This window comes from Pseudomonas sp. MYb60, assembly GCF_002979555.1.
Lineage (GTDB): Bacteria > Pseudomonadota > Gammaproteobacteria > Pseudomonadales > Pseudomonadaceae > Aquipseudomonas.
Map to the genome: position 1 here is coordinate 271496 of NZ_PCOZ01000007.1, position 22905 is coordinate 294400.

Annotated in this window: 11 protein-coding genes; 7 read left to right on the top strand and 4 right to left on the bottom strand. The window is 64.9% G+C overall.

Annotated elements, in window-relative coordinates:
- Positions 1–63: 63 nt before the first annotated feature.
- Positions 64–615, bottom strand: a complete 552-nt coding sequence (locus CQ041_RS14665) for an RNA polymerase factor sigma-70 (RefSeq protein ID WP_027603895.1) — start codon at positions 613–615, stop codon at positions 64–66.
- A gap of 301 nt (positions 616–916) precedes the next feature.
- On the opposite strand from CQ041_RS14665, the gene CQ041_RS14670 reads away from it, so the two are divergent.
- Both CQ041_RS14670 and CQ041_RS14675 read left to right on the top strand, forming a co-directional pair.
- Entirely contained in the window at positions 917–1669 is a 753-nt protein-coding gene (locus tag CQ041_RS14670) for a thioesterase II family protein (RefSeq protein WP_105523169.1), read from the top strand.
- 52 nt (positions 1670–1721) lie between these two features.
- Positions 1722–14600, top strand: coding sequence for a non-ribosomal peptide synthetase (locus tag CQ041_RS14675; protein ID WP_105523170.1), 12879 nt, complete (start codon positions 1722–1724; stop codon positions 14598–14600).
- Between the two features lie 133 nt (positions 14601–14733).
- Here CQ041_RS14675 and dsbG read toward each other — a convergent pair whose 3' ends face one another.
- From dsbG to dsbD, 3 genes are read right to left on the bottom strand one after another with little or no spacing between them, the layout of a single operon-like run.
- Positions 14734–15495, bottom strand: coding sequence for a thiol:disulfide interchange protein DsbG (dsbG, locus tag CQ041_RS14680; protein WP_105523171.1), 762 nt, complete (start codon positions 15493–15495; stop codon positions 14734–14736).
- Positions 15471–16316, bottom strand: coding sequence for a TlpA disulfide reductase family protein (locus CQ041_RS14685; RefSeq protein ID WP_105523172.1), 846 nt, complete (start codon positions 16314–16316; stop codon positions 15471–15473). Before CQ041_RS14685 ends, dsbG begins: the two co-directional genes overlap by 25 nt.
- The gene (gene dsbD, locus CQ041_RS14690) at positions 16316–18037 is read right to left on the bottom strand and encodes a protein-disulfide reductase DsbD (protein ID WP_105523173.1); all 1722 of its coding nucleotides are present in this window, start codon (positions 18035–18037) and stop codon (positions 16316–16318) included. The genes CQ041_RS14685 and dsbD overlap by 1 nt, the downstream gene beginning before the upstream one ends.
- A gap of 175 nt (positions 18038–18212) precedes the next feature.
- On the opposite strand from dsbD, the gene CQ041_RS14695 reads away from it, so the two are divergent.
- The 5 genes from CQ041_RS14695 to CQ041_RS14715 all read left to right on the top strand — a co-directional run bounded on the left by CQ041_RS14695 (position 18213) and on the right by CQ041_RS14715 (position 22904).
- Positions 18213–18893, top strand: coding sequence for a response regulator (locus tag CQ041_RS14695; protein WP_105523174.1), 681 nt, complete (start codon positions 18213–18215; stop codon positions 18891–18893).
- Positions 18890–20212 (top strand): ATP-binding protein, encoded by a 1323-nt coding sequence (locus CQ041_RS14700; protein ID WP_105523175.1) that lies wholly within the window; start codon positions 18890–18892, stop codon positions 20210–20212. The genes CQ041_RS14695 and CQ041_RS14700 overlap by 4 nt, the downstream gene beginning before the upstream one ends.
- Positions 20213–20335: 123 nt before the next feature.
- On the top strand, positions 20336–21103 hold the full coding sequence (locus tag CQ041_RS14705; protein ID WP_105523176.1) for an N-acetylmuramoyl-L-alanine amidase: 768 nt from the start codon (positions 20336–20338) through the stop codon (positions 21101–21103).
- Positions 21104–21202: 99 nt separating this feature from the next.
- Positions 21203–22597 (top strand): aspartate aminotransferase family protein, encoded by a 1395-nt coding sequence (locus tag CQ041_RS14710; protein WP_105523177.1) that lies wholly within the window; start codon positions 21203–21205, stop codon positions 22595–22597.
- A gap of 82 nt (positions 22598–22679) precedes the next feature.
- Positions 22680–22904, top strand: coding sequence for an MbtH family protein (locus CQ041_RS14715; RefSeq protein ID WP_105523178.1), 225 nt, complete (start codon positions 22680–22682; stop codon positions 22902–22904).
- Position 22905: the final 1 nt, after the last annotated feature.

Here is a 22905-nt window from a genome sequence, read left to right on the forward strand (position 1 = left end):
TCATCACATAGAGCAAGCAAGCTCCCTCGCCACACAAGCACAAGCCTGATGGGCTGCGGTGTTTCAAACCCGTCGCGCAAACGTATCGCTATGGTTGCCCGACACCTTGCGGCAATGCACCAGCGCATCGCGAATCATGAAGTTCACCAGGGTTGGCGACACGCCCAGTTCCTTGGCGATGTCCTTTTGCGGCACACCGTGCAAACGGTACATCTCGAATGCATACCGGGTGCGCTGCGGCAGCTCGGTCAGGGCGTCGGCGATGTTTTCCAGGGTATTGAAATTGATATGCGAGGTTTCCGGTGAAGCGCCGTGAATAACCACATTCAAGCCTTCCTCTTCCGTCCCGGAGTACTTGAGCTCCAGGGCCTGCTTACGGTAGTGATCAATGGCCAGGTTGCGCACGATCTGGAACAGATAACTGAGCTGGGCCTTGAACGATGACGTAATCGTCGGCGCCGACTGCAGCCGAAAGTAGGCATCCTGCACTACGTCTTCGGCGCGGGAGCGGCACCCGGTAATGCGCGCCGCGATCTTCACCAGGATCAGCCGATTATCGACAAAAGCCTGGAGAAGCGGTGAGTCGCACCTGCCTGTGGATACTTGTTCCGTCATGGAAATCACCTTGTTGCAAAAAGGTTGGGGGAGGGCGTCCTTGCTGAGGCCTCCTACACATCGGGCAACAAATTATGCTGAATGATAATGATTGTCAAATGAGAAGACGAAGTAATCCTATGCGATTTTTTGCGTTGTGAACCACGTCTCGCTCCCCTCCCGCGACTAATTATTTGGCGGTGCCGTCCGTTCTCAAGGGTGACAGGTCTGTTAGCAAAACGACCAAGGATCAGCACCCGCAGGAGGGCGAGATGGGTTTCTATCGTGCACACAGCGTGTTTCAGTCTGGAGTCCTCAAGGGATGAGTACTGCAACGCGATTGCGCCTGTTCTGCCTGCCGTACTCGGGCGCCAGTGCGATGGTTTACGCACGCTGGCGCCGGTCTTTGCCGGAATGGCTGCAGGTCTGCCCGCTGGAATTGCCCGGTCGCGGCATGCGCATGGACGAACCCCTGCAGCGCGATATCAAGGCCTTGGCCGCACAGCTTGCCGATGAGATCTGCCGCGACCTGAGCAGCCCCTACGCCTTGTTCGGCCACAGCCTCGGCGGCTTGCTGGCTTTCGAACTGGTACATGCCCTGAACGCCCGCAACGCCCCCGCGCCACTGGCACTGTTCGCCTCCGGTACTGCCGGGCCGGCGTGTCGGGATGTCAGCGAATACGCGGTCGAAAAGACCGACGAACACCTCATCGCCCGCCTGCGCGAGCTCAAAGGCACCGCCGAAGAGGCCTTGGCCAATCCCGAATTGATGGCGCTGATGCTGCCGATCCTGCGCGCCGACTTCCTGCTCTGCGGCAGCTTCAGCTACGGCCAGCGTGCGCCGCTGGAGATGCCGATCCACGTGTTCGGCGGCAAGCAGGACAGCGTGCGTGTCGACCAGTTGCTCGACTGGCAACGCGACGCCGCCAGCGGCTTTTCCCTGGACATGTTCGACGGCCACCACTTCTTCATCACCCAGCACGAAAGCGCCGTGCTGCGCTGCCTGCGTCGTTACGCCGACGAGCACCTGGCGCGCTGGCGCAACAGTGTGGCGCGGCAACTGGCCGCTGGCTGAACGCCCCCCACTTCCCCGATTTCCCCGTAAGCCGATTTCAGGCAGGAACCCCATGATGGACGCCTTCGAACTTCCCCGCACCCTGGTCCAGTCCCTTCAACGTCGCGCCGCCCAGAGCCCGGACCAGGTAGCCCTGCGCTTCCTGGCCGAGTCCGCCGAGCACAGCGTCGTGCTCAGTTACCGCGACCTGGACCGACGCGCCCGCACCATCGCCGCCGCGTTGCAAGCCAATGCCGCGCTGGGTGACCGTGCGGTGCTGTTGTTCCCCAGCGGCCCGGACTATGTCGCGGCGTTTTTCGGTTGCCTGTACGCCGGGGTCATCGCCGTGCCGGCCTATCCGCCGGAGTCCACTCGCCGGCATCATCAGGAGCGCCTGCTGTCGATCATCGCGGACGCCGAGCCGCGCCTGCTGTTGACCATCGCCAGCCTCGCCGATGGCCTGGCGCAGATCGACAACGCGCCGCCGGTGATGAGTGTCGATACCTTGCAGGACGCCGACAGTTGGATCGCCCCCGACCTGCACCCTGACGACATCGCCTTCCTGCAATACACCTCCGGCTCCACCGCGTTGCCCAAGGGCGTGCAGGTCAGCCACGGCAACCTGGTGGCCAACGAAGTGTTGATCCGTCGCGGTTTCGGCATCGATTTGAACCCGGACGACGTGATTGTCAGCTGGCTGCCGCTGTACCACGACATGGGCCTGATCGGCGGCCTGCTGCAACCGATCTTCAGCGGCGTGCCCTGTGTGCTGATGTCGCCGGCGTACTTCCTCGGCCGGCCCTTGCGCTGGCTCGAAGCGATCAGCGAATACGGCGGCACCATCAGTGGCGGCCCGGATTTCGCCTACCGCCTGTGCAGCGAACGGGTCAGCGATTCGGCCCTGGAGCGCCTCGACTTGAGCCGATGGCGCGTCGCCTATTCGGGCTCCGAACCGATCCGCCTCGACACCCTGGAACGCTTCGCCGAGAAGTTCGCGACATGCGGCTTCACCTCGGACCATTTCTTCGCCTCCTACGGGTTGGCCGAGGCGACCCTGTTCGTCGCCGGTGGCACCCGCGGTCGCGGCATCCCGGCGTTGCGTGTCGATGAGCAGGCCCTGGCCGCCAACCGCGCCGAGCCGGGGCAGGGCAGTGCGATCATGAGTTGCGGCACCAGTCAGCCGGACCATGCGGTGCTCATTGCGGATCCACATACCCTTGCCGAACTGCCCGACAACTGCGTCGGCGAACTCTGGGCCACGGGACCGAGCATCGCCCACGGCTACTGGCGCAACCCCGAGGCCACGGCCAAGACCTTCGTGCAACATGCCGGCCGGACCTGGCTGCGCACCGGTGACCTGGGCTTTATCCGCTTTGGCGAGGTGTACATCACCGGGCGGTTGAAAGACCTGCTGATCGTGCGCGGCCACAACCTGTATCCGCAGGACATCGAACAGACCCTCGAGCGCGAAGTGGAAGGGGTGCGCAAGGGCCGGGTCGCGGCGTTTTCGGTGCAGGAAGAGGGCCTGGAGGGGATCGGCATTGCGGCTGAAATCAGTCGCAGCGTGCAGAAAATCCTGCCGTCTGAAGCCTTGATCAAAGCCATCCGCCAAGCGGTGGCCGAGGCTTGTCAAGAGGCGCCGAGCGTGGTGGTGCTGCTCAACCCTGGCGGCTTGCCCAAGACCTCCAGCGGCAAGGTGCAGCGTGCGGCGTGCGCGCTCCGCCATGCCGATGGCAGCCTTGACCAATATGCGCAGTTCCCCACGCTGCAAACCGCTGCCGGTGACGGGGTGCTGGAATCCGAATTGCAGCGCCAGATCGCAGCCATCTGGTGCGAACACCTGAAAGTGCCCAGCGTGGCCGCCGATGACCATTTCTTCCTGCTCGGCGGCAACTCCATCACCGCCACCCAGGTGGTCGTGCGCCTGCGTGAAACCCTCCGCCTGGAGCTGAACCTGCGCCTGCTGTTCGAAGCGCCGACCCTGCAAGCCTTTGCTGCCAGCGTCGCGCAATTGCAGCAGGATGGTGGTGTCGCTCAAGGCGCGATCCACAGCCTGTCGCGCCAGGACGAACTGCCCCAATCCCTGGCACAAAACCGCCTGTGGATCACCTGGCAATTGGACCCGAGCAGCAGCGCCTACACCATCCCCGGCGCCCTGCGCCTGCGCGGCGAGCTGGATGAGGACGCCGTGCGGTCCAGTTTCCAGCAGTTGATCCAGCGCCACGAAGCGCTGCGCACGCGCTTCTACGAGCGCGATGGCCACGCCTTCCAACGCGTGGACGCCACCACTCGATTCGACTTGCACATCATTGACCTCGGCGACCTGCCCGGCGCCGAGCGCGAAGCCCGCGCGCAGCAGATCCGTGAGGACGAAGCCCGCACCCGGTTCGACCTGGAAACAGGCCCGCTGCTGCGGGTGACCCTGGTGCGCCTGGATGATGAAGACCACCAACTGCTGGTGACCTTGCACCACATCATCGCGGATGGCTGGTCACTGAACATCCTCATCGACGAATTCTCGCGCCTCTACGCCGCCGCCTCCCAGGGCCAAGCCCTGGCGCTGCCACCCCTGGCCCTGCAGTACGCCGACTACGGCAGCTGGCAGCGCCAATGGCTGGCCGAAGGCGAAGGTCAGCGCCAGTTGGCCTACTGGAAAAACCAGCTCGGCGACGAACACCCGCGCCTCGACCTTGCCACCGATCACCCACGTTCGGCGCAGCACCGTCACAGCGCCGCGCGCCATAGCGTGCGCCTGGGCATCAGCCTCAGCGACGCGATCCGCCACACCGCCCAGGCCCATGGGGCCACCCCGTTCATGCTGTTGCTGGCGGCGTTCCAGACCTTGCTCTACCGCTACAGCGGCCAGCGCGATGTCCGCATCGGCGTGCCCAACGCCAACCGCCCGCGCCAGGAAACTCAAGGCCTGATCGGCTTCTTCATCAACACCTTGGTGTTGCGCGCCGAACTCGATGGACGCTTGCCGTTCGACGAGCTGTTGGCAACCACCCGCCAGACAGCCCTGGGCGCCCAGGCGCACCAGGACTTGCCCTTCGAACAACTGCTGGAAGCTTTCCCACAGGCCCGCGAACACGGCTTGTTCCAGGTCATGTTCAACCACCAGCAACGTGATCTCAGCGCCTTGCGCCGCCTGCCGGGCATGCTCGCCGACGAGCTGCCGTGGCACAGCCGCGAGGCCAAGTTCGACCTGCAACTGCACAGCGAAGAAGACCACAACGGGCGCCTGAGCCTGTCGTTCGACTACGCCGACGAATTGTTCGACGCCGCCACCGTCCAGCGCCTGGCCGGGCACTTCATCAACCTGCTGCACGCTGTGTGCGACAACCCCCAGCAGGCCATCGGCGAGCTCACGCTGATGCAAAACGACGAACAGGCGCTTTACAGCGAAGCGCCCTGCGCACCGGCCCAACAGTGGCTGCCGCAATTGCTCGAGCTGCACACCTCGGACAGCACCGCGCTGGTCTGGCAGGACGGCAGCCTGACCTTCGCCCAACTGCACACCCAGGCCAACCGCCTGGCCCATTACCTGCGCGACAAAGGCGTCGGCCCGGATGTCTGCGTGGCCATCGCCGCCGAGCGTTCGCCGCAATTGCTGATCGGCCTGCTGGCGATCATCAAGGCCGGCGGCGCCTATGTGCCGCTCGACCCGGACTACCCCGCCGAGCGCCTGGCCTTCATGCTCAAGGACAGCGGCGTCGAACTGCTGCTGACCCAAACCCCGTTGCTGGCGCAATTGCCCGCGGCGCAGGGCGTCAGCGTCATCGCCATGGACAGCCTGCACCTCGACAGCTGGCCGACCCAGCCGCCGGGCCTGCACCTGCACGGCGACAACCTTGCCTACGTGATCTACACCTCCGGCTCCACCGGCCAGCCCAAGGGCGTTGGCAACACCCATGCGGCCCTGGCCGAGCGCTTGCAGTGGATGCAGGCCACCTACTCACTGAATGACACCGATGTGCTGATGCAGAAAGCGCCGATCAGCTTCGACGTGTCGGTGTGGGAATGCTTCTGGCCGCTGATCAGCGGTTGCCGCCTGGTGCTGGCCGGCCCCGGCGAACACCGCGACCCGCACCGCATCGCGCAGTTGGTGCAGCAGCACGGCGTGACCACGCTGCACTTTGTGCCGCCGTTGTTGCAGCTGTTCATCGAGGAGCCGTTGGTGGCTGAATGCACCAGCCTGCGGCGCCTGTTCTCCGGCGGCGAAGCCTTGCCCGCCGAACTGCGCAACCGCGTGTTGGCGCAGTTGCCGGCGGTGCAGTTGCACAACCGTTATGGCCCGACCGAAACCGCGATCAACGTGACCCACTGGCACTGCCGCGCGGAAGACGGCGAGCGCTCGCCGATTGGCCGCCCGCTGGGCAATGTGATCTGCCGCGTGCTCGACGAGCAGCTCAACCCCGTGCCGCTGGGCGTGCCGGGTGAACTGTGCATCGGCGGTCTCGGCCTGGCCAGGGGTTACCTCGGCCGCGCCGGGCTGACGGCCGAGCGGTTTGTCGCCGACCACGGCGGTGCTCGCCTGTATCGCACCGGTGACCGTGCGCGTTGGAGCGCCGACGGCGTGATCGAATACCTCGGTCGCCTCGACCAGCAGGTCAAGCTGCGCGGTTTCCGTGTAGAGCCGGAAGAAATCCAAGCGCGCCTGCTGGCCCTCGACGGCATCGCCCAGGCCGTGGTGCTGGTGCGCGAGGCGCAGTTGATCGGCTACTACACCGCCCACACCGCGTTGGACGAAGACGAGGTCAAGATCGCCCTGGCCGCCGAGCTGCCGGAATACATGGTGCCCGCGCTGCTGATGCGCCTGGACGCCATGCCCCTGAGCCCCAGCGGCAAACTCGACCGGCGCGCCTTGCCCGAACCGGTGTGGCAAACCCGCGAACACGTCGAACCCGAAACGGCCCTGCAACAGCAGGTTGCCGCGATCTGGCGCGAAGTGCTCGGCCTGTCACGCATCGGCCTGCGCGATGACTTTTTCGCCCTCGGTGGGCACTCATTGCTGGCCACGCAAATCATCTCGCGAACCCGCCAGGCCTGTGACGTCGAGCTGCCGCTGCGCACCTTGTTCGACGCCAGTGAGCTGGGCGCGTTTGCCGAGCAAGTCGGCTTGATCCAGGCCTCCGGGCAGCGCAACCAGCAGACCGCCATCGCCACGGTGGACCGCCGCCAGCGGGTGCCGTTGTCGTATTCTCAGCAACGCATGTGGTTCCTGTGGCAGATGGAGCCCGACAGCCCGGCATACAACGTCGGCGGCATGGCGCGCCTGCGCGGTGTGCTGGACGTGGGCCGCTTCGAGGCCGCGCTGCAGGCCTTGGTCATGCGCCACGAAACCCTGCGCACCACGTTCCCGAGCGTCGACGGCGTGGCCTATCAGAAGGTCGCGGCGCAGACCGGCCTGCGCATGGACTGGCAGGATTTCTCGGCGCTGAATGACACCGAACGCCAGCAACGCCTGCAGCAACTCGCCGACCATGAGGCGCACACCCCGTTCAACCTGGAAACCGGCCCGCTGCTGCGCGCCTGCGTGGTCAAGGCCGGCGAGCGCGAGCACTACCTGGTGCTGACCCTGCACCATATCGTCACCGAAGGCTGGGCCATGGACATTTTTGCCCGTGAACTCAGCGCGTTGTACGAAGCCTTCATCGACGAGCGTGCTTCGCCGCTGGCGCCGTTGCCGGTGCAATACCTTGACTACAGCGTGTGGCAGCGCCAGTGGCTGGAGTCCGGCGAGCGCCAGCGTCAACTGGATTACTGGACCACTCAATTGGGCAGCGAACACCCGCTGCTGGAATTGCCCGGCGACCGTCCACGCCCAGCGGTGCAAAGCCACCAGGGCGAGCTGTACCGCTTCGATTTGAGCGATGAGCTGGCCGCCCGCGTGCGCGCCTTCAATGCCGAACGCGGCCTGACCCTGTTCATGACCATGACCGCCACCCTGGCCGTGTTGCTCTACCGCTACAGCGGCCAGAACGACCTGCGCATCGGCGCGCCCGTGGCCAACCGCATCCGCCCGGAAAGCGAAGGTTTGATCGGCGCATTTCTCAACACCCAGGTGCTGCGCTGCCAGCTCAACGGGCAAATGCCGGTCGCCGAGCTGTTCGAGCAGGTGCGCCACACCGTGATCGAAGGCCAGTCTCATCAGGACCTGCCCTTCGACCATTTGGTGGAAGCCTTGCAGCCACCGCGCAGCGCCGCTTACAACCCGCTGTTCCAGGTGATGTGCAACGTGCAGCGCTGGGAATTCCAGCAACGCCGCGAACTGGCTGGCATGACCGTCGAGTACCTGGCCAACGATGCGCGCGCGACCAAGTTCGACCTCAACCTGGAAGTCACCGACCTCGACCATCGCCTGGGTTGCTGCCTGACCTACAGCACTGACCTGTTCGACGAGCCGCGCATTGCGCGCATGGCCGAGCATTGGCGCAACCTGCTGGAAGCGCTGATCGCCGATCCGCAACAACGCCTCAGTGAACTGCCGTTGCTGAGCGCCGACGAACAACGCGCCTTGCAGGACAGCCTGGGGGTCGAAACCGGTGAGCATCGCCTCGACCAGTGCATTCACAGCCTGTTCAGCCAACAGGCTGCGAGCCGTGGTGATGCGCCTGCGCTGACGTTCGCCGGCGAAACCCTTGGCTACCGCGAACTGAACGAACGCGCCAATCGCCTGGCCTGGATGCTGCGCGAGCGCGGCGTCGGCCCGCAGGTGCGCGTCGGCCTGGCGTTGCCGCGCTCGCTGGACATGGTGGTCGGCCTGCTGGCGATCCTCAAGGCCGGCGGCGCCTATGTGCCGCTGGACCCGGAGTACCCGCTGGACCGTTTGCACTACATGATCGACGACAGCGGCATCGGCCTGCTGCTCAGTGATGCGGCGATGTTCCAGGCCCTTGGCGAGCTGCCGGCGAGCGTCGCGTGCTGGTGCCTGGAGGATGACCTGCCGATGCTCGCCCACTACCCGGCGCAGGAACTGCCATTTATCAGCCTGGCGCAGCATCAGGCGTACCTGATCTACACCTCCGGGTCCACCGGCAAGCCGAAAGGCGTGGTGGTGTCCCACGGGGAAATCGCCATGCATTGCGCGGCGGTGATCGAGCGTTTCGGCATGCGCGCGGATGACTGCGAGCTGCACTTCTATTCGATCAACTTCGACGCCGCCACCGAGCGTCTGCTGGTGCCGTTGCTCAGCGGCGCGCAGGTGGTTCTGCGCGCCCAGGGCCAGTGGGACGCGGAAGAAATCTGCACGCTGATCCGCACCCATGGCATCAACATCCTGGGCTTCACCCCGAGCTACGGCAGCCAACTGGCGCAGTGGCTCGCGACCCAGCAACAGACTTTGCCGGTGCGCATGTGCATCACCGGCGGCGAGGCGCTGACCGGCGAACACCTGCAGCGCATCCGCGCGGCGTTCCAGCCCCAAGTGTTCTTCAACGCCTACGGCCCGACCGAAACCGTGGTGATGCCGCTGGCCAGCCTGGCCCCGGAGCAACTGGAGGAGGGCGCCGGCAGCGTGCCGATCGGCAGCATCATCGGTGACCGCGTGGCCTACATTCTCGACGCTGACCTGGCGTTGGTGCCTCAAGGCGCGACGGGCGAGTTGTACGTCGGCGGCGCCGGCCTGGCGCAGGGGTATCACCAGCGTCCGGGCATGACTGCCGAGCGTTTTGTCGCCGACCCGTTCGTTCGCAATGGCGGGCGCCTGTACCGCACCGGCGACCTGGTGCGCCAACGCGCCGACGGGTTGGTGGAGTACTTGGGGCGGATCGACCATCAGGTGAAGATCCGCGGTTTCCGCATCGAGTTGGGCGAGATCGAAACCCGCCTGCTGGAACACCACGCCGTGCGTGAAGCGGTGGTGCTGGCGCTGGATGCGCCGAGCGGCAAACAGCTGGTCGCGTACCTGGTCAGCGATGCCGAGCATGGCGCCCTGCGTGACGCGCTGAAGGCCCACCTCAAGGCGCAACTGCCGGACTACATGGTGCCCGCGCACCTGATCGTGCTGGACAGCATGCCGCTCACCGCCAACGGCAAGCTCGACCGCCGCGCCTTGCCGCAGCCGGACCCCGAGGCCAATCGCCAACAGTATGTGGCGCCGCGCAATGAGCGGGAACAAACCCTGGCAGCCATCTGGGCAGCCGTGTTGAACGTGCAGCAAGTCGGCCTGGACGATAACTTCTTCGAGCTGGGCGGCGACTCGATCCTGTCGATTCAGGTGGTCAGCCGCGCGCGTCAGGCAGGGCTTCATTTCAGCCCCCGCGACCTGTTCCAGCACCAGACCGTGCAGACCCTGGCCGGTGTTGCCACACGTTCCGAGCGGGTCATGGCGGAGCAGGGCCTGCTCACTGGCCGCTCGGGGCTGACGCCGATCCAGCACTGGTTCTTCGACACCGAGATCCCCCAGCGCCAGCACTGGAACCAGGCGCTGGTGCTCAAGCCGCTGCAACTGCTGGAGCCGCATCGGCTGGAACACGCCCTGCTGGCCGTGTTGGAACACCACGATGCCTTGCGCTTGAGCTTCTCCAAACGCGACGCGCAGTGGCACGCCGAACACTTGGCCGTGCCCCAGGGCGGCGTGCTGATGCAGGCACAGGTGCGCGACATGGACCAGTGTGCGGCGCTGTTCACAGACACTCAGCGCAGCCTCGACCTGCACAATGGCCCGCTGCTGCGCGCCTTGCTGGTGGACGGCCCCGGAGGCCAGCAACGCCTGATGATCGCGATCCATCACCTGGTGGTGGATGGTGTCTCGTGGCGCGTACTGCTCGAGGACGTGCAGAACGTCTACCGCCAGTTGAGCGACGGCCAGTCCGTCAGCCTGCCGGCCAAGACCAGCGCCCTGCGTGACTGGGCCGCGCGCCTGCAGACCTATGCCAGCAGCGAGTCCCTGCGCGAAGAACTGGCCCTGTGGCAAGACCAGTTGGCCGGCCCGGCTGTGGCCTTGCCGGTGGACCGTCCGCAAGGTTCGCTGTGCCACCGCGACGCCGACACCGTCAGTGTGCGCCTGGACGCCGAGCGCACCCGTCAGTTGCTGCAACAGGCGCCGAGCGCCTACCGCACCCAGGTCAACGACCTGCTGCTGACCGCCCTGGCCCGCGTGCTGTGCCGCTGGAGCGGCCACGAATCGGCGCTGATCCAATTGGAAGGCCATGGCCGCGAACCGCTGTTCGATGACCTCGACCTGACCCGTAGCGTCGGCTGGTTCACCAGCGCTTACCCGCTGCGTTTGACACCGCAGGCGGAGCAGGGCGCGTCGATCAAGGCGATCAAGGAACAACTGCGCGGCGTGCCGCACAAGGGCCTGGGCTATGGCGTGCTGCGCTACCTGGCCGACGACTTGATCCAGCACAGCATGGCCGCGCTGCCCGGCGCCGAGATCACCTTCAACTACCTCGGCCAGTTCGACCAGAGCTTTGGTAGCGACGCGCTGTTCCATCCGCTGGACGCATCCGCCGGCCTCGCCCATGACCCGAACGCGCCGCTGCCCAACGTCTTGAGCGTCGACAGCCAGGTGTACGCCGGTGAGCTGGTGCTGCGCTGGACCTTCAGCCGTGAACGCCATGCCCCCCAGACCATTCGCGAACTGGCTGACGCCTACCTCGCCGAGCTGCAGGGTTTGGTTGCCCACTGCCTCCAGGACGACGTTGGCGGCCTCACGCCGTCCGACTTCCCGCTGGCGCACCTGACCCAATCGCAACTCGACAGCTTGCCGATTGCCGCCAGTGCCATCGAAGACGTCTACCCGCTGACCCCAATGCAGGAAGGCCTGTTGCTGCACACCCTGCTGGAACCGGGCACCGGCCTGTACTACATGCAGGACCGCTACCGTATCAATAGCGCCCTCGACCCCGAGCGTTTTGCCCAGGCCTGGCAGGCAGTGATCGCCCGTCACGAGGCCCTGCGCGCATCGTTCTGTTGGAACGTCGGCGAAGACATGCTGCAAGTGATCCACACGCCGGGCAGCACGCCGATTGAGTACCTGGATTGGAGTGCCGACCCGGAAGCCGAACAGGAACCGCGCCTGCAAGCCTTGCTCAAGGCCGAGCGTGAGGCGGGTTTCGATCTGCTCAACCAGGCGCCGTTCCACCTGCGTTTGATCCGGGTAGGCGCCGAACGCTACTGGTTCATGATGAGCAACCACCACATCCTTATCGATGCCTGGTGCCGCTCATTGCTGATGAACGACTTCTTCGAACTCTACCTGGCGCTGGGCGAAGGCCGCGACGCGCAACTGGCCGCGCCGCCCCGCTACCGCGACTACATCGCGTGGCTGCAACGCCAGAACCTCGCCGAGGCGCGCCAGTGGTGGCAGCAGAACCTGCAAGGCTTCGAGCGCACCACGCCGATCCCGAGCGACCGGCCGTTCCTGCGTGACCACGCGGGCCACGGCGGCATGGTGGTGGGCGACTGCTACACCCGCCTCGATGCCCGCAACGGTGTACAGCTGCGTGAACTGGCCCAGGCCCATCAGCTCACCGTCAACACCTTCGCCCAGGCGGCATGGGCGTTGGTGCTGCGCCGTGTGAGCGGCGACCGTGACGTGGTGTTCGGCGTCACCGTGGCCGGGCGCCCGGTGGCAATGCCCGAGATGCAGCGCACCGTCGGCCTGTTCATCAACAGCATCGCGCTGCGGGTGAAACTGCCCGAGGACGATCAACCGTGCAGCGTGCGCCAGTGGCTGAGCGGCCTGCTCGACAGCAACATGCAGCTGCGCGAGTACGAATACCTGCCGCTGGTGACGATCCAGGAGCACAGCGAACTGCCCAAGGGCCAGCCGCTGTTCGACAGCCTGTTCGTGTTCGAAAACGCGCCGGTGGAAGTCTCGGTGCTGGACCGCGCACAAAGCCTGAATGCCACCTCGGACTCCGGCCGCACCCACACCAACTTCCCACTGACGGCGGTGTGCTACCCGGGCGATGACCTCGGCTTGCACCTGTCCTACGACCAGCGCTACTTCGACGAAACCACCGTGCAAAGCATGCTCGGCGAGTTCAAGCGCCTGCTGCTCGCGCTGGTACAGGGCTTCCATGGCGACATGGCCGAACTGCCGCTGATTGGCGAGCAGGAGCGTGAATTTCTCGTAGAGGGCTGCAACCAGAGCGAACACGATTACCCGCTGCACAGCAGCTATATCGAGCTGTTCGAAACCCAAGTGGCCGCGCATCCGCAACGGGTTGCCGCGAGTTGCCTGGACCAGCAGTGGACGTATGACGAACTGAACCGCCGCAGTAACGGCTTGGGCCACGCGTTGATCGCAGCGGGTGTCGGCCTGGATCAGCCGGTGGCGTTGCTGGCCGAGCGCAGCCTCGACCTGCTGGGCATGATCATCGGCAGCTTCAAGGCCGGTGCCGGTTACCTGCCGCTGGACCCGGGCCTGCCGAGCCAGCGCCTGCGCAGCATCCTTGAACTGAGCCGCACACCGTTGCTGGTGTGCACCGAGGCATGCCGCGAGCAGGCCATCGAATTGCTGGAGGGCTTCGACTGCCAGTTGCTGGTGTGGGAAGAAGTGCCGGCCCGTGGCGCCAACCCTGGCATCTACAGCGGCCCGGACAACCTCGCCTACGTGATCTATACGTCGGGGTCCACCGGCCTGCCCAAGGGCGTGATGGTGGAACAGCGCGGCATGCTCAACAACCAGTTGAGCAAGGTGCCTTACCTGGCCTTGAGCGACACGGATGTGATCGCGCAAACCGCCTCGCAAAGTTTCGATATTTCCGTGTGGCAGTTCCTGGCCGCGCCGCTGTTCGGTGCGCGGGTGGACATCGTGCCGAACGTGCTGGCCCACGATCCGCACGGTTTGCTTGAGCATGTCCAGGTGCAAGGCATTACGGTGCTGGAGAGCGTGCCGTCGTTGATCCAGGGCATGCTCGCCCAGGATCGCATCAACCTCGACGGTCTGCGCTGGATGCTGCCGACCGGTGAAGCGATGCCCCCTGAGCTGGCGCACCAGTGGTTGCAGCGTTATCCCGAGATTGGACTGGTCAACGCCTATGGCCCGGCGGAGTGTTCGGATGACGTGGCCTTCTTCCGCGTTGACCTGGCATCGACCCGTGGCACTTACCTGCCGATTGGCACGCCGACCGACAACAACCGTCTGTACCTGCTGGACGGCGCGTTGGAGCTGGTGCCCCAAGGCGCGGTCGGCGAGTTGTGCGTGGCCGGTACCGGCGTTGGGCGCGGCTACGTCAGCGACCCGCTGCGCACCGCACCAGTGTTTGTGCCGAACCCGTTTGGCGCGCCGGGCGAGCGTCTGTATCGCACCGGCGACCTGGCGCGCCGGCGCAGCGACGGCGTGCTGGAGTACGTCGGGCGTGTCGACCATCAGGTGAAGATTCGTGGCTACCGCATCGAACTGGGCGAAATCGAAGCGCGCCTGCATGAGCAACCGCACGTGCGCGACGCAGCGGTGGGCGTGCAGGAAGGCGTCAACGGCAAGCACCTGGTCGGCTACCTGGTGGCCGCCGATGAAGCCCTGACCCCAAGCGAACGCCTGGACCGCATCAAGCAACGCCTGCGTGCCGAACTGCCGGAATACATGGTGCCCTTGCACTGGCTGTGGCTTGAGCGCCTGCCGCTGAACGCCAACGGCAAACTCGACCGCAAGGCTTTGCCAGCGCTGGAGATCGGCCAGTTGCACAGCCAGGACTACCTGGCGCCGCGCAATGAACTGGAGTCTGTCCTGGCCGCGATCTGGGCCGAGGTGCTGAAGGTGGAGCGGGTAGGGGTGCAGGACAACTTCTTCGAACTGGGCGGGCACTCGTTGCTGGCCACGCAGATTGCTTCGCGGGTGCAGAAGACCTTGCAGCGGGATGTGCCGTTGCGGGCGATGTTCGAGTGCAGCACGGTGGCGGAGTTGGCTGAGTACATCGACGGGTTGGCGGGGAATGAAATCAGCGCGGAGAAGGTGGATCGGTTAAGTGATTTGATGGCGGAGTTGGAGGGACTTTAATCGTCATTGCCTGTCAGGGCCTCTTCGCGGGCAAGCCCGCTCCCGCATTTGAAGGTGTTCACCGATGGAAAGGTGTGAATACCTTCAAATGTGGGCGCTGGCTTGCGCGCGAAAGCGCCAGTGCAGTCGCCGCCTATTTCGGCCCCAGGATTTTCACCAACTTCTCCGGCGACGGCGCCCCCTGCTGTTGCTGCAACCCACCCTTGTCATCCAGATAGAAAATCGCCGGCGTGGCCGACAACTCGAGCTCATCCATCAACTTCATGTTGCTGTCCAGCTTGGCCTCGATATCTGCCGGGATCTTGGCCAGCGCCTGCAACTTGCTGCCCTTGCCGGCGGCTTCGTGTTCTTCCAGGGCTTTTTGCGGATCTTTGGCGGCGAACAGCGCGGCGGATTTGGCCGCGCTGTCTTCGCGGATGATGCCGACCATGATGTGGCGCAGCTGCACCTTGCCGGCTTTCACCCATGGGCGGGCCTGTTCCCAGAACATGTTGCAGTAAGGGCAGTTGGGGTCGCTGAACAGGTAGACGATGCGCGGCGCCTTGACGTCGCCGTCCTGGATCCAACTGCTGTTTTCCATCTTGGCCCAGACTTCCTTGGCCATCGGCGCATACACCAGTTTTTCCAGGGGCGCGCTGCTCAGGTCATTGCCCTGGGCGTCGTACAGGTTGCCGGCGATCACGCTTTTGCCATCGGCGGTCAGGTACAGCGCCATGCCCCGGTTCTGGTATTGCGCGGCGTAGCCGGTGAGGCCGCTGGGGGCGTCGAACTTGCCGATGATTTTGGCGCCCTTGGCCTCGATCTGTTTGATCGGCGCGGGCCATTCTTCGGCCTGGGCCAGGGTGGCTGCAAGCGTCAGCGGCAGCAGGGTCAGCAGGTGGCGGAGGCTTGGCATGTGGGTTTCCTTGTGGGGACGGTGTCGAAGGGTTCCATGGCACGGGCCAGGCTGGCCTGGGACAGTTCGCCGAGGTGGCTGTTGAGCAGGCGGCCATCGGCGCTGTAGAACAAGGTGGTCGGCAGGGCCATGGAGCCCACGGCCTGGCCGAGCCGGCCACTGGCGTCGAACAGCACGTTGTCCAGCGTCAGGCCCTGGGTGGCGAGGAAGGTGCTGACGCTCTGCATGCTCTCGGCCTGGTTGACGAACAGGAAGGTCACGTCGGGGCGTTGGTGTTGCGCGCGCTCCAGCACCGGCATTTCGCGACGGCACGGCGGGCACCAGGTGGCCCACAGGTTGATCACCAGCGGGCCGCCCTTGTAGCTGCTCAACTCCACCACCTCGCCATTGGCGTTGCGCAGGGTGATTTCCGGCAACTGCGAACCCTTGTCATAGAGGTGCAATGCCAGGCTGGTCATGCCCCAGAACAACAGGCCGGTGATCACGCCAGCGCTCAGCGGCTTGCGCAGGGCCGGGCGTTTCCAGCCGTAGGCAAGCGCGCCGAGGATCAGCACGACCACGCCGGGCCAGGCGAGGAAACCGCCGTCGCGCAGGTCGACCATCTGCAGCCAGTCGTTGCGGTAGTCACTCCAGTACATCAGCACGAAACTCACCCGCGCCGCCAGCATGCCCAGCAGGAACAGGCTGAACAGCACCGACTCCGGGTTCTCGCCACCGCGCTTGGCCACGCGCCAGCCCACCAGGGTGGCGAGAATCAGCGCGCCAATCAGCAGGATGTGATTCAGGGCAATGGCGAAGGTGCCGATGGTCAGGGTCAGCATCAGAGGGCGTCCCGGGCTTGGGTCCAGCGTTGCAGGAAGGCGTCGGCGTCGACTTCGCCGGTGATGCGCTGGGCGCGGCGTTCTTCGCCGTCCGGGCCGATCCACACGAAGCTGGGTGGCCCTGGCACCTTGTAGCGACCGAGCAGTTCGCGGCTGGCCGCGTTGTCGGCGGTGACGTCCAGGCGCAGCAGGCGCACGTCTTTCAGGGCGGCGAGTACTTCTGGTTTGCCGAACACCTGTTTTTCCATGATCTTGCACGACACGCACCAGTCGGCGTAGTAATCCACCAGCAACCATTGGCCCTGGGCCTTGGCGCTGTCGAGCTGGTTCTGCAGCACGGCAGGGTCGCTGAGGGTCATGAAGGCGTCGTGGGCGGTGGGTGCCCCGGCGACCTGCGTGCCGCTGTAGACCTTGAGCGGTTGCCACAGGTCATCGCTGCCACCGGCCGCGCCTACCACCAGCACCGCGCCCCACAGGCCCAGCACCAGCGAGCCGGCGCCGAATACCTTGGCGGCCAGGCCGTATTCGCGGGCCAGGGCCCAGCCGCTGTAGGCCATGATCAGCGCGAGCGCGCCCCACAGGCCAATCCACAGGCTTTCGCCGACCACCGGGCGAATCATCAGCACGGCGGTGCCGAGGAACAGGAAGCCGAAGATGCCCTTGAGGACATTCATCCAGGTGCCGGGTTTGGGCAGGAAGCGGTTGCCCACGGTGACCAGCAGCAACAGCGGGATACCGATGCCAATGCCCATGGCGAACAGGATCAGGCCGCCGTGCAGCGCATTGCCGCTCTGGGCGATGTAGAGCAGGGCGCCGGCCAGGGGGGCGGTCATGCACGGGCCCACGAGCAGGCCGGACAGCGCGCCGAGCACGCCGGCACCCACCAGGCTGCCGCCACTTTGCTGGCGGCTGACGTTGTCGAGGCGGTCGCGCAGGAAGGCCGGCAACTGCAGCTCAAAGAAGCCGAACATCGGCAGGGCCAGGATCACGAAGAGGGCGGCGAAACTGCCAAGAATCCACGGCGTTTGCAGCCAGGCGGCGAGGTTGCCGCCGAGCAGCGCGGCGAGTACGCCAAGTGCCGCATACACCAGTGCCATGCACACCACATAGCTGCTGGCCAGGGCAAAACCGCGGCGCGGGCTGGCGCCACTGCCGACCACCAGGCCGGCAAGAATCGGCAGCATCGGCAGCGAACAGGGCGCGAACGCCAGCAGCAGGCCCAGGCCAAAGAACACCAGCAGGCTCCAACCCAGGCTGCGTTGCTGCAAGCCGCTGGCCAGGCTCTGGTCCTGGGCTTCGGCGGTGGCCGCGACGGCAGGGTTGCCGCCCAGGTCCACGGTGAGCGATTGCGGCGGATAGCACAGGCCCGCATCGGCGCAGCCCTGCCAGCCGAGCTTGACCTTGCCGGTGACGCCGGCGGGGATCTTCACTTCCAGGCCCTGGCGATACACTTGTTGCTCGCCGAAGAACTCATCGCTATGGGCTTCACCCTGGGGCAGCACGGGTTTTTCGGCCAGGCCGTCGAATTTCATGCGCTGCTGGTACAGGTAATAACCGTCGGCAATCTGCCAATACAGTTGGGTCTCGCCGCTGTCGAGACGTTCGGAAGTAAAGGTGAAGGCTTTGCCCACCGGGAGGAAGTCGGGTTTGGTCGCGAAAGGGTCGTTGGCCTGGGCCACCCCCGCGAACACCACCAGCAGAAAGATAAAAAAATGCCGCATGATCAAGCCTTGATTCGTTGCAAGTGGGCACACAATGTGTGGTGTTGATTAACCGATGATTAACCGGAGGCTATTCTAGAGTGTAGGGAATCTCTGAGCGCGCCTCTTTTCACGGCATAATCTGCGCTTAATCCGCTGCCCCTTTAATCACCCCATCATTCATGAAGGGTTCACCATGCACGTACTGGTCTGTGAAGACGACGAACTGATCGCCAGCGGCATCGTGGCCGGCCTCACCGCCCAGGGCTTTACCGTCGAGCGCGTGGCCACGGCTTCGGCTGCACGCGCGATGCTCAAGGCCGCGACCTTCGACATCATGGTGCTCGACCTCGGCCTGCCCGACGAAGACGGCCTCAAGCTGCTGCAACAACAGCGCAGCCAGGGCCTCGAGATTCCCGTACTGATCCTCACCGCACGAGATTCAGTGACCAACCGCGTCGACGGCCTGCAAGCCGGCGCCGATGACTACCTGCTCAAACCCTTCGACCTGCGGGAATTGGCCGCACGTCTGCAAACCTTGCTGCGCCGGGTGGCGGGGCGCAGCGTCAACCTGATCGAACACGGCCGCCTGAGCTACGACCCCAGCAGCCGCGAAACCTTATTGGGTGGCGAACCGGTGGACCTGTCGCGCCGTGAGCAAGCGTTGCTGCAAGCCCTGTTGCACAACAAGGGCCGCGTGTTGTCCAGCGAGCAACTCAAGGACAGCGTCTACGGTTTCAACGACGAGCTGGAAAGCAACGCGTTGAACGTGCACATCCACCACCTGCGACGCAAATTGGGCAACGGCATCGTCGAGACCGTGCGCGGCCTCGGCTACCGCCTGGGGCCGGCTGACGGTGGAGACAGCCCGTCGTGAAAAGCCTGCGCCTGCGCCTGACGTTCAAGCTGGGAGCCGCTTTTGTGTTGATCTGGGCCCTCGCGGCGGCCTGGATGCTCAACGACTTGCGCAATCAGATGATGTTTTCCCTCGATCAGCGCCTGGTGGCGTCGGCGCGGATGGTCGCCGGGCTCACCGAGCAGATGCCGGGACTGGCCAGCGTCAGTGGCGGTGCGCATTTCAGTGCCGAACACCTCAAGGTGCCGGGCGGCATGGCCTGCCAGGTCAGTTCATTGCGCGGGGAAATCCTCGCGCGCAGCCACACCACGCCCGAAGAGGGGCTGGAGTCGCGCAAGAGCGGCTTTCGCGACCAGGTCATCGACGGCGTGGGCTGGCGCAGTTTTACCCTGTCCCGGGGCGACCTGCTGATCACCACGGCCGACCGCCAGGTGGAGCGCGAGGCGTTGAACATGTCGATCCTGCTCGCGGCTTCTGTGCCCGTGGGCGTAGCGATGCTGGGTTGCCTGTGCCTGTTGTGGCTGGGCATCGGCCAGAGCCTGCTGCCGCTCAATCGCATGCGTGACGCGCTGATGCGGCGCAGCGCCGATTCCCTCGAGCCACTGCAGATCCACCCACTGCCGAGCGAACTCAAACCGCTGCTCGACACCCAGAACCAACTGCTGCAACGCATCGCCAAGACCATCGAACGCGAGCGCCGCCTCACGGGCGATGCCGCCCACGAACTGCGCAGCCCGTTGACGGCGATCAAGACCCACCTGCAAGTGGCGCGCATGACCGACGGTGCGGCCCGCGACCAATCCCTGGCCCATGCCGAGGAGGGCGCCGACCGTTTGCACCGTACCCTGGAGCAATTGCTGCTGCTGGCACGGGTGGAGGGCAGCCTGTCGTTTGACGATGGCGTGCAGTCCAGCGCCGAGGAGGTCGCACGGTTGGCGATCCAGGACGCCAACGCCGGCGACAATCAACGCATCGACCTGCTCCTGCCGGACAACCTCACCGACACACCGGTGGAAATGCCGGTGGGCCTGGCGGTCGCGGCCCTGCGCAACTTGCTGGACAACGCCTTGCGTCACACTCCGGCGGATACCCGGGTGGCACTCAGCGTATTCACCACCGCCGATCAGGTGGTGTTCCGGGTGCGTGACCACGGCAAGCAGATCTCCAGTGAAGACCTGCAATACCTGACCCAGCGTTTCTGGCGCAACGGCAGCAGCGAAGGCTGTGGCCTGGGCCTGGCGATCGTTCAGGCGATTGTGCAGCGGTGTGGCTGCTCGTTGACATTCGACAGCCAGGCCGATGGGCTGCGCGTCGATTTGGGTATGCCGCTGCGTCGCTGATTTTTTCCTTTCAAGCCACACATAGTTACCGCCCGCCTGAGATCCACGCCTTCAGGATGGCGGTAATTTTTTGCGCTTGAACGGGCCGAATGATTTGGCCTGAATTGGAAAAGGACAGCGTTTATGTTGGTGATCGATACCAGTTTTCCCGCCAGGGGCTTCAACGAACGGGGCGACGAGCCCGTGCGGCAGGTGGTCCTGCATTACACGGCGGCGCCTTTTGCCCCCTCCCTGCGCGTGCTGACCCAGGAGGGGGTCAGCGCACACTATCTGTTGCCCGACCCGGATGAGTCGAGCTACCGCGCCGCCGGTTATGACGAGCTGCGCGTGTTTCGCCTGGTGGACGAGGGCAAGCGAGCCTGGCACGCCGGGGTCAGCCACTGGCGCGGTCGGGAGAACCTCAATAGCCGCTCGATTGGCATCGAGATCGTCAACCTGGCGCGGGATGACAAGGGTGTGTTCACCTTTCCCACGTTCGCAGACGAGCAAATCTCGGTGTTGATTGCGCTGCTTCGCGACATCCTCGGGCGGAATCCGCAGATTGGACCCACCGACATCCTCGGGCACTCGGACGTCGCCTACGGGCGCAAGAGCGACCCGGGGCCTCGACTGCCGTGGCGCGGCCTGCATGAAGCGGGTGTGGGCGCGTGGTTTGACGAGGCGTCGCGGGCAATGTACCAACGCCGGTTCTGCCTCGGCTTGCCGCCGGAGGTAGAGGTGGAGCGGGCGTTCCAGCGCTACGGGTACGCGCCGGCCAAGAATCGGCAAGCGTTTGAACAGCGTACGCGGGCCTTTCAGATGCACTTTCGGGCCAGGGATTACTGTGGATTTCTGGACGCGGAAACCTGCGCGATCCTGTATGCGTTGAATGAAAAATACCAGGGGCTGTGAAGTCGAGCGCCCTTCATCCATCAGTTAATGCTCGGCGATCACTAAATCCTTTCCTCGCTGAGCCGTTTCCAGAACAGGAATCAGATGAGGGATCGAGCAATGTCCGTCGCTATCAGCCATATCGAACACGCTCCGCTTCAAGAAACGCTTTACCAGTTCGACGACAGCCCGTTGCTCGCTCGCCAGCGCCAGCAGGAATCGAACGCCCGCAGTTACCCGCGGCGTATTCCCCTGGCGCTCAAACGCGCCAAGGGCATCTATGTAGAGGATGTGGAAGGTCGCACTTTCATCGACTGCCTGGCCGGGGCCGGTACGTTGGCGCTGGGGCACAACCACCCGGTCGTCATCGAGGCGATTCAGCAGGTACTGGCGGACGAGTTGCCCCTGCACACCCTGGACTTGACCACACCGATCAAGGATCAGTTCGTGCAGGACCTGTTTGGCCTGTTGCCGGTCGAGCTGGCGCGGCAGGCGAAGATCCAGTTCTGCGGGCCCACCGGCACCGACGCGGTGGAAGCTGCGTTGAAACTGGTGCGCACTGCCACCGGACGCAGCACCGTACTGTCGTTCCAAGGCGGCTACCATGGCATGAGCCAGGGTGCACTGAGCCTGATGGGCAGCCTGGGGCCGAAGAAACCCTTGGGCGCTTTGCTCAGCAGTGGCGTGCAATTCCTGCCATTCCCCTACGACTATCGCTGCCCGTTCGGCCTCGGCGGTGCTGAGGGGGTGCGGGTCAACCTGCATTACCTGGAAAACCTGCTGAATGACCCGGAAGCGGGCGTGGCGCTGCCGGCGGCGGTGATCGTTGAAGTGGTGCAGGGCGAGGGCGGCGTGATCCCCGCCGATCTCGACTGGCTGCGCGGCCTGCGCCGCATCACCGAGCAGGCCGGTGTGGCGCTGATTGTCGATGAGATCCAGAGCGGTTTTGGCCGCACCGGCAAAATGTTTGCGTTTGAACACGCCGGCATCGTCCCGGACGTGGTGGTGATGTCCAAGGCCATCGGCGGCAGCCTGCCCCTGGCGGTGATGGTCTACCGCGACTGGCTCGACACCTGGCTGCCGGGTGCCCATGCCGGGACCTTCCGAGGCAATCAGATGGCAATGGCAGCCGGCTCGGCGGTGATGCGCTACCTCAAGGAACACAACCTGGCCGGCCATGCGGCGGCGATGGGCGAACGTCTCGGCGAACACTTGCGCATCCTGCAGCGTGACTTCCCGCACCTTGGCGACATTCGCGGTCGCGGGCTGATGCTCGGCGTCGAGCTGGTGGACCCGCATGGCGCGGCGGACATCCAGGGCCACCCGCCCGTGCACCGCCAGTTGGCGCCTTTGGTGCAGCGCGAATGCCTCAAGCGCGGCCTGATCCTGGAGTTGGGCGGGCGGCACGGCAGCGTGGTGCGCTTCCTGCCGCCGCTGGTGATCACGGCGGCCGAAGTCGACCGGGTCGCCGAGATCTTCGGCCGCGCCCTGGCGGCAGCAGTGGCCAGTCTCTAATTTTTCGACGCCTTGGTACGTTTCTACAGATATCCGTGCTGCGCGCGTTGCGCAGCCAGTCTTTCAGCGATGGAGAACAGCAATGACCTCAGTATTCGACCGCGACGACATCCTGTTTCAGGTAGTGGTCAATCATGAAGAACAGTATTCCATCTGGCCCGACTACAAAGCCGTGCCGGATGGTTGGCGTACCGTGGGCAAGAGCGGCCTGAAGAAGGAGTGCCTGGCCTACATCGAAGAAACCTGGACCGACATGCGCCCCCTGAGCCTGCGCCAGAAAATGGACGGCGCTGCGCTGACCCACTGAT